The 17,320-nt window shown below is 69.0% G+C and carries 16 protein-coding genes; 2 read left to right on the forward strand and 14 right to left on the reverse strand.

The window, feature by feature from the left end; genetic code table 11:
* Positions 1-10 precede the first annotated feature (10 nt).
* The gene (locus tag ACFVIV_RS31095) at positions 11-1,453 is read right to left on the reverse strand and encodes an FAD-dependent monooxygenase (protein ID WP_379202450.1); all 1,443 of its coding nucleotides are present in this window, start codon (positions 1,451-1,453) and stop codon (positions 11-13) included.
* 110 nt (positions 1,454-1,563) lie between these two features.
* Here ACFVIV_RS31095 and ACFVIV_RS31100 point away from each other — a divergent pair, with 110 nt between their 5' ends.
* The gene (locus ACFVIV_RS31100) at positions 1,564-2,127 is read left to right on the forward strand and encodes a TetR family transcriptional regulator (RefSeq protein ID WP_379202452.1); all 564 of its coding nucleotides are present in this window, start codon (positions 1,564-1,566) and stop codon (positions 2,125-2,127) included.
* A 33-nt stretch (positions 2,128-2,160) separates the two neighbouring features.
* On the opposite strand, the gene ACFVIV_RS31105 is transcribed toward ACFVIV_RS31100, so the two are convergent.
* The 12 genes from ACFVIV_RS31105 to ACFVIV_RS31160 all read right to left on the reverse strand — a co-directional run bounded on the left by ACFVIV_RS31105 (position 2,161) and on the right by ACFVIV_RS31160 (position 14,460).
* Positions 2,161-3,057, reverse strand: a complete 897-nt coding sequence (locus ACFVIV_RS31105; RefSeq protein ID WP_379202454.1) for a sigma-70 family RNA polymerase sigma factor — start codon at positions 3,055-3,057, stop codon at positions 2,161-2,163.
* Positions 3,058-3,156: 99 nt separating this feature from the next.
* Positions 3,157-3,531 (reverse strand): DoxX family protein, encoded by a 375-nt coding sequence (locus ACFVIV_RS31110; protein ID WP_379202456.1) that lies wholly within the window; start codon positions 3,529-3,531, stop codon positions 3,157-3,159.
* Positions 3,528-4,013: a carboxymuconolactone decarboxylase family protein gene (locus ACFVIV_RS31115; protein ID WP_379202458.1), complete on the reverse strand. Its 486-nt coding sequence runs from the start codon at positions 4,011-4,013 to the stop codon at positions 3,528-3,530. The genes ACFVIV_RS31110 and ACFVIV_RS31115 overlap by 4 nt, the downstream gene beginning before the upstream one ends.
* 12 nt (positions 4,014-4,025) lie before the next feature.
* The gene (locus ACFVIV_RS31120) at positions 4,026-5,189 is read right to left on the reverse strand and encodes a serine hydrolase domain-containing protein (protein ID WP_379202460.1); all 1,164 of its coding nucleotides are present in this window, start codon (positions 5,187-5,189) and stop codon (positions 4,026-4,028) included.
* Positions 5,190-5,361: 172 nt separating this feature from the next.
* A complete protein-coding gene (gene acs, locus ACFVIV_RS31125) occupies positions 5,362-7,323 on the reverse strand; it encodes an acetate--CoA ligase (RefSeq protein ID WP_379202527.1) in 1,962 nt (653 codons plus the stop codon).
* A gap of 52 nt (positions 7,324-7,375) precedes the next feature.
* A complete protein-coding gene (locus ACFVIV_RS31130) occupies positions 7,376-9,007 on the reverse strand; it encodes a cation acetate symporter (RefSeq protein WP_379202462.1) in 1,632 nt (543 codons plus the stop codon).
* On the reverse strand, positions 9,004-9,357 hold the full coding sequence (locus tag ACFVIV_RS31135; protein ID WP_379202464.1) for a DUF485 domain-containing protein: 354 nt from the start codon (positions 9,355-9,357) through the stop codon (positions 9,004-9,006). Before ACFVIV_RS31135 ends, ACFVIV_RS31130 begins: the two co-directional genes overlap by 4 nt.
* An 82-nt stretch (positions 9,358-9,439) precedes the next feature.
* A complete protein-coding gene (locus ACFVIV_RS31140; protein ID WP_379202529.1) occupies positions 9,440-11,029 on the reverse strand; it encodes a cation acetate symporter in 1,590 nt (529 codons plus the stop codon).
* Between the two features lie 16 nt (positions 11,030-11,045).
* Positions 11,046-11,345 carry a hypothetical protein gene (locus ACFVIV_RS31145; protein ID WP_067545833.1) on the reverse strand — a complete coding sequence of 100 codons (300 nt, stop codon included), beginning with the start codon at positions 11,343-11,345 and terminating at the stop codon, positions 11,046-11,048.
* Positions 11,346-11,404: 59 nt separating this feature from the next.
* Positions 11,405-12,196: a LytR/AlgR family response regulator transcription factor gene (locus tag ACFVIV_RS31150; protein ID WP_379202466.1), complete on the reverse strand. Its 792-nt coding sequence runs from the start codon at positions 12,194-12,196 to the stop codon at positions 11,405-11,407.
* A 70-nt stretch (positions 12,197-12,266) separates the two neighbouring features.
* Positions 12,267-13,133 (reverse strand): MinD/ParA family protein, encoded by an 867-nt coding sequence (locus ACFVIV_RS31155; RefSeq protein ID WP_379202467.1) that lies wholly within the window; start codon positions 13,131-13,133, stop codon positions 12,267-12,269.
* A 532-nt stretch (positions 13,134-13,665) separates the two neighbouring features.
* Complete coding sequence (locus ACFVIV_RS31160) at positions 13,666-14,460, reverse strand: helix-turn-helix domain-containing protein (RefSeq protein WP_379202469.1); 795 nt, start codon at positions 14,458-14,460, stop codon at positions 13,666-13,668.
* Here ACFVIV_RS31160 and ACFVIV_RS31165 point away from each other — a divergent pair.
* Positions 14,452-15,969: an MFS transporter gene (locus ACFVIV_RS31165; protein WP_379202471.1), complete on the forward strand. Its 1,518-nt coding sequence runs from the start codon at positions 14,452-14,454 to the stop codon at positions 15,967-15,969. The two genes, ACFVIV_RS31160 and ACFVIV_RS31165, sit on opposite strands and share 9 nt — an antisense overlap.
* On the opposite strand, the gene ACFVIV_RS31170 is transcribed toward ACFVIV_RS31165, so the two are convergent.
* Positions 15,960-17,150, reverse strand: coding sequence for a histidine kinase (locus ACFVIV_RS31170; RefSeq protein WP_379202473.1), 1,191 nt, complete (start codon positions 17,148-17,150; stop codon positions 15,960-15,962). The genes ACFVIV_RS31165 and ACFVIV_RS31170 overlap by 10 nt on opposite strands.
* Positions 17,151-17,320 lie beyond the last annotated feature (170 nt).

Consider the following 17,320-nt stretch of genomic DNA (forward strand, 5'->3'; position numbering starts at 1 on the left):
CCCGCGCGGCCTAGGCCGGGTGGACCCAATCCGCCAGGGCCGCATCGAGATCGGCCTGGCCGCGAGCGCCGACCCAGGCGATGTAGCCGTCGGGCCGGACCAGCATGGGCCGCTGATCCGGGTCGGCGGCGACGGCGACTCGGACCCGCTCGCCTTGACCGTTCACCGCCACCGGGGTGGGCGTCACCAGGACGAAGGTGCCGTCGCGCAGGGCCTCGTAGAGGCGGCCGGTGTCGCCGGTGAGGGCGATATCGGTGGCTCGGGTGCCGACCAGGTGGTTGGCGCCGTGCGGGTGCGGGTAGGTGAAGCCGATGCCCGAGATGGATCCGGCGATCTTGTGCGCGATCGGCGGCAGCGAGAGTGCGCCGCCGGCAAGGGTATTGCGGACCAGCTGGCCGATCTTGGATTCCAGCATGGCGCCGCGGATGATGGCGCCGCTGCTGCGCAGGACCTCCTGGCCGACCGGGTGGCGTTCGGCGTGGTAGGTGTCGAGCAGGCCGTCGGGGGCCCAGCCCTGTACGGCGGCGGCGAGTTTCCAGCCGAGGTTGGCGGCGTCCTGCAGGCCGGTGTTCATGCCCTGGCCGCCGGCGGGGGAGTGCACGTGCGCCGCATCGCCGGCCAGGAAGACTCGGCCCACCCGGTAGTGCTCGACCTGGCGTTCGTCGCTGTGGAAGCGCGAGAGCCAGCGCGGGTCGTGCATGCCGAAATCGGTTCCGAGGGCGCGTTGTACGACCTCGCGCAGCTCCTCGAGGGTGACCGGCTCGGTATCGGGCAGCTGGTTGCGGCGGTTCCAGGCGAAGATGCGGAACCAGCCGTCGCCGAAGGGGGCCACGAAGGCGAAGGCGTCGCCGACGCCATTGACCGCGAGGACATCGGTGGGCGGTTCGCTCAGCCGCACATCGGCCAGCATGATGGACTTCAGCACCGACTTGCCGGGGAACTCCAGGCCCAGGGTCTCGCGCACGCGGCTGTGGTAGCCGTCCGCGCCGACCAGGTACTGCGCCCGCACGGTGTGCGTCGAATCGTCGTGCCGCACTTGTGCGTCCACGCCGTCGCCGGTGTCGGTGAAGGTGATCAACTCGGCGGCGGTCACCAGGTTGGCGCCCAATTCCAGTGCGCGCTTGCGGAGTACGTCCTCCACATGGGTCTGCGGGGTGATGAGCAGGTAGGGGAAGCGGCTGTCGAGGAGCTTGCCCAGATCGACCTCGGCGTGGTCGAACAGCCGCAGCTTGTCGATGGTGGCGCCGCCCGCGAGCACTTCTTCGGCGATGCCGCGCGCGTCCAGCTGTTCCAGGGTGCGGGCGTGCACGCCGAAGGCGCGGGTGAGGTCGGAGCCGTGGGCGTGCTTCTCCACCAGGGTGACGGCCACCCCGGCCCGGGCGAGATCCCCCGCGAGCAGGAGTCCGGTAGGTCCGCCACCGATAACCAGGACATCGGTCTTTTCCGGAATCATAATGTGCTCCAAGCTTTTCGATCAGGTCAACTGGTGTTGGCCAACGCTTGTTGACAACTGTAAGCGCCCCGTCCTGTTTGGTCAACACATGTTGGCCTACACTCGTTGACATGACTGCGGAACGAACCAGAAGGTCCGATGCGACCCGCGCCGCGATCCTGACCGCCGCCCGCGAACGCTTCGCCCGCGACGGCTACGACCGCGCCACCATCCGGGCCATTGCCGCCGACGCCGGCATCGATCCGGCCATGGTCATGCGCTACTACGGCTCCAAGGACAAGCTCTTCGCACTGGCGGCCGAATTCGACCTGGCGCTACCGGATTTCGCCGAGGTTCCGAAGGACGGACTCGGACACGCCCTGGTCACCTTCGCCATCCAGCGCTGGGAATCCGACGAGACCCTCGCCGCGCTGCTGCGCGCGGCGGTCACCAATGAGGGTGCGGCGGAGAAGATGCGCGCCATCTTCGCGGGCCAGGTGGTGCCGATGATCCTGGCGCGCGGCATCGATCCGGCGGAGGCGGCGACGCGGGCGGGCCTGGTCGGCACCCAGCTGCTCGGAGTGGCGCTGTGCCGCTTCGTCTTACGCGTCCCGCCGGTGGTCGCCATGACCACCGGGGAACTCATCGATTGGCTGGGCCCCACGGTGCAGCGCTATCTCACCGGCGAGCCCTAGCCGTTCCGCCCGTGGGCACAGGAGATTTCGCGGTCAGTCGAGGATGGCGGCGAGATCGAGGCGGGCGAGGCGGTCCGAGTCGGCGAGCAGGTCGATGGCGGCGATCCGGTCGCCGGCGACGGTGAAGCTCATGATCGAGACCACCGCGCCGTCCGCGGCGGTGTTGACCAGACCGGAGAGGCCGTTGACCAGCACCGGGTGGGTGGTGCAGAGCAGTGCCATGCGCTGGAAGGTCTCGGCCTGCCCGGCCACCGTGGCCGCGCCGCGCAGCACCTGCAGACCACCCGGCAGGGCGGCGCCGGCGTCGGCGCGCAGCACCACTTCCGGATCGAGAATCGAGACCAGGGCATGGAAATCGCCGTCGCGCGCCGCGGCCAGGAAGGCGTCCACGACCCGGCGCTGCCGGGCCCGGTCGGTATCGGGCACCGGCACCTCGCCCTGGACGCGGCGGCGCGCCTGGCTGGCCAGCTTCTTCGCGGTCTGCGGCGTGCGATCGACGATCGGGGCGATCTGATCGAAGGGCAGGGCGAACATATCGTGCAGCACGAAGGCCAGGCGCTGCGCCGGGCTCAGCGATTCGAGCACCACCAGCAGCGCCATGCCGACCGAATCGGCCAGCAGCGCTTGCTGTTCCGGATTCGCCTCGCTGTCACGGGTGATGACCGGATCGGGCAGCTGCTGCGCCTCCAGTGATTCCTCCGGATGAGAGCGGCGCGAGCGCAGCACATCCAGGCAGACCCGGCTGACGACGGTGGTGAGCCAGCCGCCCAGATTGTCGATGGCATCCGCGTCGGTCCCGGCCAGCCGCAGCCACGCCTCCTGCACCGCGTCCTCGGCCTCGGTGAGCGAGCCGAGCATCCGGTACGCCACGGCGCTCAGATGATCGCGGTGGTCCTCGAACCGGTCGGCCAGGAACTCGAGCTCGTTCACGTGTCTCCCTCTCGGACGTCGTCTGTCGATCATGAATGGTGCCGGATGCGGTCGAGCGCGGGGGCGGGCCGCATACCCCCCCCCCCCCTCCCCCCCCCCCTACCGCGGGCCCGGGGTGTTGAAGTTGGCGGCGGGCAGCGCGGGGGCGTCGGAAAACAGTGGCGTGGCCCACTTGTCGGGCTTGTCGCCCACCGCGATATGCGAGACGGCCGCGCCGCCGTAGACGAAAACCAGTCCGGCGTAGGCCCATTCCTTGGTGCGGGGATGTCCCGGCGTGACCAGCGCGGCGATGGCCGCCGCCTTGGCCGCACCCAGGATGGTGGCGAAGTACATCGGATATCCCAGGCGGTCGAACACATCCCGCACATAGGAGATCCGCGAGAAATCCCAGTACGACCCCACCGCGGTCTCGGCCAGCAGCACCGTGCCCGGAATCCACCGGGCCGCCGTGAGCGCCCGCGACCGGGCGCTCACGAGTCGCCCGCTTCGCTGTTGTCCCAGATCTGCCCGGCGGGCTCGCGGACCACATTGTTGACGATATTGAACATGGTGCCGCCGGCGAGCCAGAGCGTCAGCGCCGCCCGCTGCTTCTCGTCGTAATGACGCGAGAGCTCGTCCCACAGCTCGTCGGAGACCATGGCGCCGCCGCTGTGCGCCATGCCGGTGATGGCTTCGGCGAAGGCCAGCGCGGCGCGTTCGGCGTCGGTGAAGTACGGCGCGTTCCGCCAGGCGGCCACGGTGGCGATCTGGTCGTCGGTAATACCCTCCTTCTTCGCCAGCTGCACCTCGGCCCACAGGCAGGCGGTGCCGCCATTGATCTGGCTGGCCCGCATGGCGGCGATGGCCAGGGTCGACTTGGGAATGTCGGCGCTGAAGACGGCCTTCTCGAGGGCCTTCGGAATCGCCGTGCCCGCTTCGGGCAGCAGGTAGAACGGGTTGGTCATACGCAGGGTCATGATGAATTCTCCTCAGTGAGCGTTGATTTCGGTGGCCGCGCGATGCAGCACGGCGGCCAGCCGCTTGTTCTCCGGGGCATGGAAGGCGAAGGCGGCCCGGCGGCGGGTGTAGCCGTAGGTGAGGCCGCTGTGCGGATCGGCGAAGCCGTCCGAACCGGCGGAGCCGGTGTGGCCGAAGGCGTGCACACCCAGGAACGGGTACATCAGGCCCTTCGCCTCGAAGCCCACGCAGTAGGGCGCGTCCTCGCCGCGCACCAGATCCTTTCCGCCGGAGTGGATCATGGCCACCTCGACAATGGTGTCCAGCTTCAACAGCGGCTCGCCGCCGTCGATGCCGGAGATGGCCGCGGCGTACATGGTGGCCAGGCCATTGGCGCTGCCGACGCCGCCGCCCGAGGCCTGGCCGAGCCGGCGCACCGCCGGATTGTTCGGCACGGCCATCACATCGGCGGGGGTGAACCCGCGGTAGTTGAGGTTGTAGGAGATGCCCGGAATGCTGTGCGGGTTGGGCGAATTCGCCGCGAACGCCGCCTCCATCTCCGGCGTCGCCCGCCACGGCAGGATCTCCAGGTAGCGGTGATCCAGCTCCTCCGGCAGGCCCAGGTACACGTCCAGGTTGTACGGCGCGCGAATGCGCTCCTCGAAGATCTCCTGGATGGTCGAGCCGGTGATCCGGTGGATCACCTCGCCGACAATGGCGTAGGTGACGAAGCCGCCGTAGCCGTGCACGGTGCGGGGCGCGAAATAGGGCCGCTGGCCCGCCACCCGTGCCGCGATGACCCGGTCGTCGGCGAACTCGGCGCGGCTGAATCCGCCGTCGGCGCCGATGAGTCCCGACCGGTGCACCAGCACGTCCCGCACGGTGATGCCGGCCTTGCCCGCCGCGGCGAACGCCGGCCAGAAGTCGGCGACGGGGCGGTCGATATCGAGGACGCCCTCCTGGATCAGCAGCGCCACCACCAGAGCGGACGCGCCCTTGGTCGACGAGTGCAGGCCCGTCAGCGTGTCACCGGTGATCTCCGGTCCGGCCCAGAGATCGACGACTTGCCGTCCGCGCACGAACGCGGCCAGCTGGGCGCCGGACTCGCCGTCCTCCTCGGCCACCACGGCTGCGAATTCCGCACGGACGGACTCGAATCCGTCCGCGACGGCGCCGTGTACTTCGATCTTGCTCATTGTGCTCGCTCCTTCCGTCTGAATCGGTGTTCTGATTCATTGACGGAAGGCGGAGCGAAAAGGTGACCGCGGGAGTATTCGGACCCGGCCCCCTCATTGCGGCCGGGTCCGCCTCGCCTTCGGCGTCGTGGTCTTTGCCTGCGGCGTGGTCCTACTTACTGCGGTGCGGGTACTACTTCTTGTCGGCGCGGATGGCCTCGAAGACGTTGGGGTCGACCAGGGTCGAGGTGTCGCCGAGTTCGCGGCCCTCGGCGACGTCGCGCAGCAGGCGGCGCATGATCTTGCCGGAGCGGGTCTTGGGGAGCTCGGGGACGATATGGATCTCGCGGGGCCGGGCGATCGGGCTGATCTCGCGGGAGACCTCGGCCTTCAGGTCGGCGATCAGCGCTTCGCCGGTGTTCTCTGCCTCTGCGGTCAGGATGACGAAGGCGACAATGCCCTGACCGGTGGTGTCGTCGGAGGCGCCGACCACGGCGGCCTCGGCCACCCCGGAGTGACCGACCAGCGCCGACTCCACCTCGGCGGTGGAAATGCGGTGGCCCGACACATTCATGACATCGTCCACGCGGCCCATGACCCAGAGATCGCCCTCGGCGTCGAGGCGCGCGCCATCACCGGCGAAATACCAGCCGGTGGCGGCGAATCGCGCCCAATAGGTTTCGCGGAAGCGGTCGGGATCACCCCAGATGCCGCGGGCCATGGACGGCCACGGCTGGTCGAGGACGAGCAGTCCGTCGGCATTGCGGTCGCCCAGGTCATTGCCGTCCTCGTCGACGATGCGGGCGGAGATGCCGGGCAGCGGGGTCATGGCCGCGCCGGGCTTGGTCGCGGTGACGCCGGGCAGCGGGGAGATCATGATGGCGCCGGTCTCGGTCTGCCACCAGGTGTCCACGATGGGGGTCTTGTTGCCGCCCACCACATCCCGGTACCAGCGCCAGGCCTCCGGGTTGATCGGCTCGCCCACCGAACCCAGCAGCCGCAGCGAGGACAGATCGTGGGCGTCCGGGATCTCGCGACCCCACTTCATGAACGTGCGCACCAGTGTCGGAGCGGTGTAATAGATGCTGACGCTGTACTTTTCGACGATCTGCCAGTGCCGGTGCTCGTCGGGGAAATTCGGGGTGCCCTCGTAGACCACTTCGGTGGCGCGGTTGGCGAGCGGGCCGTACACGATGTAGGAGTGCCCGGTGACCCAGCCGATATCGGCGGTGCACCAGTACACGTCCTGCCCCGGCTTGTGATCGAACACAGTGTGATGGGTGTACGACGCCTGGGTCAGATAGCCACCCGAGGTGTGCAGAATGCCCTTCGGCTTCCCGGTGGTGCCGGAGGTGTAGAGGATGAACAGCGGATGCTCGGCGTCGAACGCCTGCGCCTCATGCTGATCGGAGGCATTGGCCACGGTGTCGTGCCACCACAGGTCGCGGCCCTCGGTCATCGGGGTGTCGATGCCGGTGCGGCGCACCACGAGCACGTGTTCGACGGTCGAATCACCGTCGGCGGCAAGGGCTTCGTCGACGGCCTCCTTCAAAGGCGCGGGCTTGCCGCGCCGCCACTGGCCGTCGGTGGTGATGACCAGCCGGGCCTCGGCATCGTCCACCCGCTGGCGCAGCGCACTCGCCGAAAAGCCGGCGAAGACCACCGAGTGCACGAGCCCCAGGCGTGCGCACGCCAGCATGGCGACGATCGCCTCGGGAATCATCGGCATATAGATCGCGACGCGATCACCCGCCGTCAACCCCAGAGCCGTGAACTGGTTTGCGGCCCTTGACACCTCGGCCAGCAGATCGCGGTAGGTGATGGTCCGGGAATCGCCCGGCTCGCCCTCCCAATGGATGGCCACCTGATCGCCGTGCCCGTCGAGGACGTGGCGGTCCACGCAGTTGTAGGCCACATTGAGCTTGCCGTCGCCGAACCAGCGCGCCACGGGGGCTTCGGACCAGTCCAGCACCTCGGTGAAGGGCCGGTGCCAGTGCAGCCGCCGGGCCTGTTCGGCCCAGAACGCCTCCCGATCCGAAGCCGCCGCGTCGTACAGCGACGATCCGGCATTCGCCTGCGCCACAAACTCTTCGCTCGGCGGGTAGGCCACGGGCACGCGCTCGCCGGTCGTGGTCTCGTCGGGCTGGGTCGTCATGGTCACTGCGAAAATCTCCTAATCGAATCGGGGGGCGTTCCGGGGCGCGGAATCAGTGCGCGACAGCCTTTTCGGCGCCGACACCGGTGAGGGAGCGAACCTCCATCTCGGCCGCCTTGGCCGGATCCTCGTCGCTCTTGCCGAGGAAGGTGCCGGCAATGCCGAGCACGAAGGCCAGCGGAATGGACACGATGCCCGGGTTGGACAGCGGGAACCAGTCGAAGTCCATGCTGGACAGCATGGCCGTCTTGGAACCGGACACGGCGGGGGAGAAGACGATCAGGACAATGGTCGAGATCAGGCCGCCGTACATGCTCCACAGCGCGCCGGTGGTGTTGAAGCGCTTCCAGAACAGCGAGTACAGGATGGTCGGCAGATTCGCCGCCGCCGCGACCGCGAAGGCCAGCGCCACCAGGAAGGCGATGTTCTGCCCATTGGCCAGGATGCCCAGGCCGATGGCGAGAATGCCGATCACGATGGCGGTGATGCGGGACACCCGCACCTGCTCGTTCTCACCGGCCTTGCCGCGCTTGATGACTCCGGCGTAGATGTCGTGCGCGAAGGAGGTCGAGGCGGTGATGGTCAGGCCGGCCACCACCGCGAGGATGGTCGCGAAGGCCACCGCGGAGATGACGCCCAGCAGCACCACGCCGCCGAGCTCGAAGGCCAGCAGCGGGGCCGCGGAGTTCTGCCCGCCCGCCGCGGCCAGAATGCGGTCCGGGCCGACGATGGCGGCCGCGCCGTAGCCGAGCACCAGGGTGAACAGGTAGAAGGCGCCGATCAGGCCGATGGCCCACACCACCGAGCGGCGGGCTTCCTTGGCGGTCGGCACCGTGTAGAAGCGCATGAGCACGTGCGGCAGACCGGCGGTGCCCAGCACCAGGGCCAGGCCCAGCGACAGGAAGTTCAGCTTGGACATGGAGGTGCCGCCGTACTGCGCACCCGGGGCCAGCACATCACGCTGCGCGACAGTCTTGTTCGTCGACTCCGACACGAATCGCTGTGCCGAACCCAGGATGTCGGACAGGTTGAAGCCGTACTTGGCCAGCACCATGACGGTCATGATGCCCGCGCCGGCGATCAGCAGCACGGCCTTGATGATCTGCACCCAGGTGGTGCCCTTCATGCCGCCGACCAGCACGTACAGAATCATGAGGACGCCGACCACGGCGATCACGACCGCCTGCCCGGTCTTGTCGCTGACATTCAGCAGCAAGGCGACCAGACCGCCCGCGCCCGCCATCTGCGCCAGCAGATAGAACAGGCACACGGTGAGCGTGGTGAGCGCGGCGGCCGCGCGCACCGGGCCCTGCTTGAGCCGGAAGCTCAGCACATCGGCCATGGTGAATTTGCCGGTGTTGCGCAGCATTTCGGCCACCAGCAGCAGCGCTACCAGCCAGGCGACGAGGAATCCGATGGAGTACAGGAACCCGTCGTAGCCGTACACCGCGATGGCGCCGGCAATGCCGAGAAAGCTTGCCGCGGACAGATAGTCGCCCGCGATGGCGACGCCGTTCTGCGGTCCGGAGAAGCCGCGGCCACCGGTGAAGAAGTCGGCGGCGGTGGCATTGCTGCGGCTGGCGCGGATGACGATGACCATGGTCACGGCCACGAACAGCGCGAAGATGCCGATATTGGCGGCCGGATTGCCGACGGCCGCGGCGGCGAGATAGCTGGTGCTCATGCGTGCGTGCCCTCCATGTGCTCGCGAATGGCGGCGGCGCGCGGGTCGAGTTCCCGGTTGGCGAATCGCACGTACAGGCCGGTGATGACGAAGGTCGAGACGAACTGGGCCAGGCCCAGCAGCAGCCCGACATTGATGTTCCCGACCACCTTGTTCGCCATGAAGTCGTGCGCGTAGGCGCCCAGCAGCACGTACACCAAGTACCAGGCCAGGAACAGGGCGGTCATGGGGAAGACGAAGCGGCGCAACCGGTGTCGCAGTTCCTGGAACTCCGGGCTGGCCTGTACGGCGGTGAATTCCGCTGCCGTGGGCGGACTCGGCGGGTTCTTGCCGAGATCGGTGCTGCTCATCGAGGGGTCCTAGCGTGTGACGTGGCTTACGTACCCCGGACGTTAGCGAGGACCGTGTGACGGAAACATGATGTGGCGCGGGTCACTCGGCGAAGGTGCCCGGCTGTGCGGTGAACGGTCGCTTCGGCGCGGTGAGCGGTCCGGCCTGGCGTAAGCCGGGTTCGCGGTCCGCGCCCAGGCCCAGGCCCTCGGGGGCGTGCATGCGCACGAAGATGCGGGCGACCTCGCGCGCGGACTGGCCGGTGCTCAGCTTGCTGACCACGATCATCGTGAGGAAGGACAGCGGCACGCTGACCGCCGCCGGATAGCCGAGCACGGCCGCGAGCCAGCCGCCGGCCAGATGTGCGGGGACGCCGCCGGAGACCGAGACCACGGTGGCGGTGCCCGCGGTGAGCCCGCCCGCCAGCAATCCGGCCGCCGCGCCGCGTGCGGTGAGGCCGCGCCACCAGATGCCCAGCACCAGCAGCGGGCACAGCGTCGAGGCGGCGACGGCGAAGGCCAGGCCGACCGTGCGGGACAGGTCCAGGGAGGCCACCGCGAACGAGAGTCCCAGCGGCACAGCGCCGGACACCAGCGCGGCCACCCGGAAGTCGCGGATGCGGCCGCGCAGGATATCGGTGCTGACCACGCCGGCAATGCTGACCAGCAGGCCGGAGGAGGTCGACAGGAAGGCCGCGATGGCGCCGGCCGCGACCAGCGCGCCCAGCAGCTGTCCCGGCAGGCCGTCGAGGACCGAGCCCGGCAGCAGTAGGACCGCCGCATCGGACTTGTCCGCGCTCACCAGGCCGGGTACGTACAGCCGCGCGAACACGCCCAGCAGGGTGGGGAACAGGTAGAACAGGCCGACCAGGCCGATCACCGTGACCGCGGTCGAACGGGCCGCGCGCCCATCGGGATTCGTGTAGAAGCGCACCAGCACATGCGGTAATCCCATGGTGCCCAAGAAGGTCGCGGCAATGAGCGAATACACCTGGAACATGGGGTGCGGGCCGCCCAGCCCGCCGCCCGGGGTCAGCCAATCGGCGCCCGCGGCGGAGAGTTCCGTCGTATCGAAGACGCGATCACCGTGCAGGAAATGCGCGGCCAGCACCAGTGCGGGTAGTGCGACGGCGGTCAATTTCAGCCAGTACTGGAAGGCCTGCACGAAGGTGATCGAGCGCATGCCGCCGCTGGCGACGGTGCCGATCACAATGGCGGCCACCGCGACCGCGCCCACCCAGCCCGGGACGCCGAGCAGAATCCGCAGGGTCAGGCCCGCGCCCTGGAACTGCGGAATCAAATACACCGCGCAGATGAGCACCACGGTGAGGGCCGACAATCGCCGCAAACGCAGTGAGCCGAGCCGGAATTCGGCGAAGTCGGGAACGGTGTAGGCGCCCGAGCGGCGCAATGGCGCGGCCACGAACAACAGCAGTCCGAGATATCCCGCGGTGAATCCCACCGGATACCAGAGGGCGTCCGCGCCGTACTTGGCGATCAGCCCGGCGACGCCGAGAAACGAAGCCGCCGAAAGGTATTCACCCGAAATGGCTGCGGCATTCCAGCCCGCGCCCACACTGCGGGAGGCCACCAGGAAATCCGAGGTGGTCCGGGCCAGCCGCACGCCGTAGACGGCGATGCCCACGCTGGCGATCGCCGCCAGCAACAGCGCCGCCAAGGTGATTCCCGGCATGGTCGGCGAATCCACCTCAGTCACCGGTCAATTCGCCGAAATCGTGTTCATTGCGATCGGAGAGCCGGACATAGATCCGGCCGATGCCGAACAACAGGGGATAGGCCGCCACCCCGAGCAGCACCCACGGCACCCGCACTCCCGCCACCTCGGCGGACCCCAGGCCGGTCGAGAACAGCAAGGGCAGCGCCCCCAGCACCATGACCGTCACCACCGCGAGCCGCACCGCCAGCCCGAACTGCGCGCGGATCAGGCCGCCGATCAGCACGGCTCCGACCTCGGTCTGTTCGGCCACCTCCACCCGGGTGCGCACCATGCGCGCGCCGCGCCGTTCCGCGAGGACGACCCGCTCGCGGGCACGGGGTCGTTCCGCACTCACCGCGGCGTCCGGTTCCGCGGCGGATTGGGGACCAGCCGCTGCTTGAGTTCCTTCACCTGCCGGCGGGCCACCGGGAGCTCCACCGCCGGCGAATCCCCTTCGGCGCGTAGGCACACCACGGTCCCGGTGCCCACCGTGCGCAATCCGGTCACCTGCCGCAGGGCGACCAGATAGGAGCGGTGCACGCGCACGAAACCGGCCTCCCGCCACCGGTTCTCCAGTTCCGACAAGGGAATTCGCACCAGATGCGAGCCGGAACCGGTGTGCAGTCGCGCGTAGTCGCCATCGGCCTCGACCCAGCTGACCGCGGCGCGATCCACCAGGGTCGTCACCCCGCCGAGTTCCACCGGAATGACCTCGTTCGGATCCGTCCGGGCCGTCTCGGGCGGGGGCGCGTTCCGGCCGACGGCGATTCGCCGCACCGCTTCCGCCAATCGCGCTTCCCGCAGCGGCTTCAGCAGATAGTCCACGGCGCCGAGATCGAATGCGGCCACCGCTTTGTCGTCATGGGCCGTCACGAACACGACCGCGGGCGGATTCGCGAACTCCGAGAGGATCCCGGCCAGCTCCATCCCGTCCAGCCCCGGCATATTGATATCCAAGAACACGGCATCCACCGCGTGCGCCCGCAACTCCCGCAGCGCCGCCGTGGCATCCCCCGCCGCGTATATCTCCCCGACCTCACTCTGCGCCCGCAGCAAATAGACCAGCTCATCCAAGGCCGGCTTCTCGTCATCCACGGCCAACACGCGCAGCACGCCCGGCTCCCTGTCGGTGGTCTGAGTCACAACTGATCCATCGTACGGTGCAAACCAGACAGTCGACCTCGGCCCTCGCGTGCGACGAGACCCGAGCGGTTCAGCGCAACAGGTTGATGATCTTGCGGTAGGCGAGGCGGGTGGGCGGCGACAACTGGGTCCAGGTGATGGGGCCGCCTTCGGCCAGATGGGTGTCGTAGGGGATCTCGGTCACGGCCCGCACGTATTTGCCCAGGTAGGTGCGGGCGTGCTGGGCGACGCCGGGGCCGTCGGTCGGATGCTGGCGGGTGACGACGATGAGCGCGTCCGCCAAGTGGTGTTCGCCGAAGTTGTCATCGAGCCAGATGAGCGCGGGCTTGAGCCGGTTCACCGCGTCCGGGCGGGCGGCGAGCGTGATCACCAGGGCGATCCGGGGATCCGAGAGGAGGGGAGTGACCATGCGATTGGTGACGGGGGAGCCGCCGTCGTAGATGGGCAGGCAGCCCGCCGCGGAGAGGTCGCGATGCACCGAGGAGTAGCTCTCGCGCCGCGGCAGCGCCTCCGGACCGCGCGGCAGCACGCCGAAGCTGGAACTGTTCTCACCGCAACTGTCCAATACCGAGGGCGCCAGCCCCCGCGGCCCCATATTGAGCCAGGTCTGCACGGTGCCCGCCGGGTCGATCTTGTCGCACCCCCGCCGGGCCAGATCGCCGCCGGTGGCGCTGGCATCGACGACGATCGGCGACCGCTCCTCGTAATCGGAGGCGACGGCGGACGCCACGCCCAGGGCCGTGGTGGTGGTGCCCGCCCCGCCGGAACTGCCCATCACCAGGATGGGCGGCACCTCCGCCCACAGCAGGAATCCGTCGGTGTCGTGCAGGCGCACGACATCGGTGGGCGCGCCGGGCGGAGGCTGGCGTAGCAGCAGCGATAGATCCGTGGGAGTGGCGGAAAGCTCGGCGGGGTGATCGGGGTAATTGTCGAACACTCGAGATCCCTTTGTGTGAGCGGCATTCGGTCCAACAGATTTCGCAGCGCCTCCGACCGACCCAACCTGCGCACTCCGCAATACAAAGCAGTTCAGCATCGATCGACCCGCGCCCCGTCCACACCCTCACCGCGTAGACGAGATTCCCCTGCGCCACGACATCTTCGATGAGTTCTTCAGTCCTAGCCCGCGTACCCCCTACAGCCGCGTCCCGATCAAGACCTCAAAAAACATGCACTGCAATGTCTTTCAATTGCGCCAAATACTACACCGAACCCGCCCCCCACATGGATCGATCTTGTCATCCCCCACCCTCCCCGGAACCGCTCGCACACTGTGGATTTCCGCCACACCAATCACTTTCGCCACAATCGGGAAGTCGTGACCGCCCCACCCCGACCGCACCCGCCAACCCCACGCGAACCCGTTGCGCCGTAACGCCACAACCGCCCGCCCGCCGCGCGTCGCACCAGTAATCCGAAATGGCCTCGACCGGGAACTGGTGGCGGCATTTCGCGAGTAACCCCCGCCATCAGTTCCCGGTCGGCGGTGTTTCACTCAGGAGGGCGCGGATTCGGGCGGGTGGGTGGCCGAGTTCGCGGTGGAGGACTCGGGTGAGGTGGGACTGGTCGCTGAAGCCGAGGTCGGCGGCGAGGGTGGCGAGGTGGGATTCGCCTTGGTCGAGGCGGGTTAGGGCTTGGCTGATGCGGACTCGGGTGCGGTAGCGGGAGATCGGTAGGCCGATGTGGTGGTGGAAGGTGCGGCTCAGGTGGGCGGGGGAGGTGTTCAGGTGGCGGGCCAGGGTGACGAGGGTGGCGCTCGCGGGGGTGTTGGCGAGGATTGCTTCGCGGGCCTGGGCCGCTAGATCGGCGCGGCCGGGGGCGGGGGTGGTGGCGGGCTGATCGCGGAGGGCCAGGGTCAGGAGGTGGATTACGGCTTCGGTGGTGGCGAAGTCGGGGTCGGCGGTGGTGCGCAGGAGGATTCGGTGGGCCAGCTCCAGGTGCGGGTCCACGCGGATCGAGGGGGAGGGGGCGGACGCTATGCCTTCGGTGAGGGCGTGGTCGATGAAGGTGATGGAGGTGCAGGTGTCGCCGCCGGCGGGGTGGGAGAAGCGGAGTTCTTCGGCGGGGCGGTGCAGATAGCCGGTGGTGGGGTCGGCGGTGAAGCGGCGGCCTCGGGAGTCGAGGCGGAAGTGGCCGCGGCGGACCAGGACGATTTGGGGGCCGGGCGGGGCTTCGGCGGGGGACCAGCGGGTGTGGTCGTCGGTGCAGTCGACGGCGCGGATCACGAAGTGGGGGTTGGTGATCACCGTTCGCGCGTGCAGCACCAGGTGAGTTTAGGGGTGGGGACCGACAGGTTCGGATGCGCATATTTGTTCAAGACCGGGTGGGGGCGGGCGGTCGATGCTCGGGGCATGATCGCACTGACTTCGTCGACGGACTCGGCTATGCGCCGGGGGTGGATTCTCGCCGTGCTGCTCATCGGGCAGCTGATGGCGACCATGGACGGCTCGATCGTTTCGGTGGCGGCGCAGACCATTCGGGAGGAACTGGGGGCGAGCGGGGCGGCCATTCAGCTGATCGTGTCCGGATATCTGCTGACCACCGGTGTGCTGCTGGTGACCTGCGCGCGGCTCGGGGACATCGTCGGGCATCGGCGGGTTTTCCTGATCGGCCTGGGGTGGTTCACGTCGGCGTCGCTGCTGTGCGGGGTGGCGCCGAACGCGACCGTGCTGGTGCTCGCGCGGATCGCCCAGGCCGTGGGCGCGGCATTGCTCATGCCGCAGGTGTTTTCGCTCATTCAGCTGTACTGGGACGGGGCGGCGCGGCGGCGGGTGATCGGGATCTACAGCATGGTGCTGGCGCTGGGGGTCGCGCTGGGGCAGGTGATCGGCGGGCTGGTTGTCGGCGCCGATCTGTTCGGACTCGGTTGGCGGCCGGCCTTTCTGCTGAATATTCCGATCGGCGTGGTCGTGCTGGCGGTCGGTGCGCGCATGCTGCCGCCCGCGCGGGTGGACGGGCGGGTTCGCCTCGATCCGGCGGGCGTGGCATTGCTGACCGTGGCCATGACCGCGTTCACCCTCCCGCTCATCTTCGGCAGGGAATTCGGATGGCCTGTGTGGGCATGGATCTCGCTCGTGTGCGGTGGTCTGCTCCTGGTGGTATTCGTTCGCTACGAAACGAATTCGCCGCATCCCGTGCTGGATCCGGCGGTGCTGCGGCCGCCGGGCGTGAAGCCGGGCCTCATCGCCTGCTGCCTGATCATGGGCTGTTACAGCGTCTTTCTCCTGACTCTGACCCTGCACCTGCAGTCGGCGCTTGAGTTCTCGCCGCTGCAGGCGGGATTGGCGTTCGCGCCGTTCGCCGTCGGGTTCGGCACGCTCAGCCTGAGCTGGAATCGGTATCCGCAGCGCGTGCAGCGGGCGCTGCCGACGGTGGGGCCGATCCTGTTCGCCGCGGGCTCGATCACGCTGGTGCTCCTACTCGTTCACGGAAACTGGAACCCCTTTGTCGCCGCCCCGCTGCTGCTGATCGCGGGCGCCGGGCATGCGGCCGGGTACAGCCCGCTGATCGCGCACCTCACGACACTGGTACAGCCGCAGCACGCTTCGGCGCTGTCGGCGCTCGACTCCACCGGCCCGATGCTCACCGCGGTGACGACCATCGCCGGACTGGGCAGCGTCTACTTCGCCGCGCCGTCCTCCGCCGACGGCCTGCTCCGAGTCACGCTCGCGGTCACCGGCCTGCTCGTGACGACGGCGATCTGCGCCGCGCTCGCCGACCCGCGGCCTCGGGAAATCGGCGGCGGCAGTGAGGCCCCGCGATGTCAGGCGTGAATTCCCGCGCGGAACTTGGGGATTCGCATGCTCACCTTGGTGCCCGCCCCGGGCGCGGTGTCGACGATCAGCCCGTAGTCGTCGCCGAACGCCGCACGCAGCCGGTCGTCCACATTGGCCAGCCCCACGTGCGCCGATTCCCCGGAAGTGGCTGGGCCGGTGCCGGTTTGGATGGAATCCAGCGCTCCGGAGCGCAGCAGTTCGGGATCCATGCCGACACCGTCGTCCTCCACGGTGATGACGCAGTCGGTGCCCTCGTCGGCCGCCACGATGGTCAGCGTCCCGCCCTTCGGCTTGGCGGCCAGCCCGTGCCGCACCGCGTTCTCCACGAGCGGTTGCAGCGCCAGGAACGGCAGCACCACCCCGAGCACCTCGGGCGCGATCCGCAGCCGCACCTGCAGGGAGTCGCCGAAGCGCGCGCGTTCCAGCGCCAGATACCGGTCGATGTTCTTCAATTCGTCCGCGAGGACCGTGAATTCCCCGGCGGCGCGGAAGGAATACCGGGTGAAGTCGGCGAAATCGAGGATCAGCTCCCGCGCCCGCGCCGGATCGGTCCGCACGAACGACGCGATGGTGTTCAACGCGTTGTAGATGAAATGTGGGCTGATCTGCGCCCGCAGCGCCCGCACCTCCGCGCGGTCCAGCCGCGCCCGCGAGGCGTCCAGCTCCGCCAATTCGATTTGCCCGCAGGCGTATCGCGCCACCTCCGCCACGGCCCCGAGCATGCCCGGCCCCGGCTGATCCGCGGTGACCACGCCCAGCGCCCCGATCATGCCGCTGTACTCGGTGGCCAGCGGCTGCGCGAGCAGCGTGTACCCGTCGCTCCCCGGCCCGGACACCAGCACCGGCCGTCCACTGGCCATGGCCCGCCGCGCGGTATCGGCGAGCAATGCCGTCAGCTCGGGATGCGGTCCGTCCCAAGCCAGCATGTCGCCGTCCGGATCGGTGATGCCCACGGCGAGCGTCCCGGTGAGCGCGCGCAGATGCGGCGCCGCCTCCCGCGCCGAATCCGCGGTGAGCCCGCGCCGCAGCGGCCGGGCCGCCTGCGAGGCCGTCTGCAAGGCGGTGTGCACCGCCCGCTCGGCGGGCGTGGTCACGGTGCGGCGGGTGCGCGGCCAGGCCAGCAGCGCGCCCGCGATGAGCACCCCGGTGACGAGGATGGCGGCGGCGGTCGCGTTCACGGCGCCGCCCTCCGGGCGGCGCCACCGGGCGGCAACCAGATCATCCCCGGATTATCACCTGCCCGTTGCCGCAGTGACATTCGCCACGACACGCGGGGGCGGCACGCCGTTGTCGCAGACCGGCCACCTCGTCGTTCTCGATCTCCTCCGCGTGGCGTCCGAAGCCGTCG

The organism is Nocardia sp. NPDC127526, from assembly GCF_042672265.1.
Lineage (GTDB): Bacteria > Actinomycetota > Actinomycetes > Mycobacteriales > Mycobacteriaceae > Nocardia.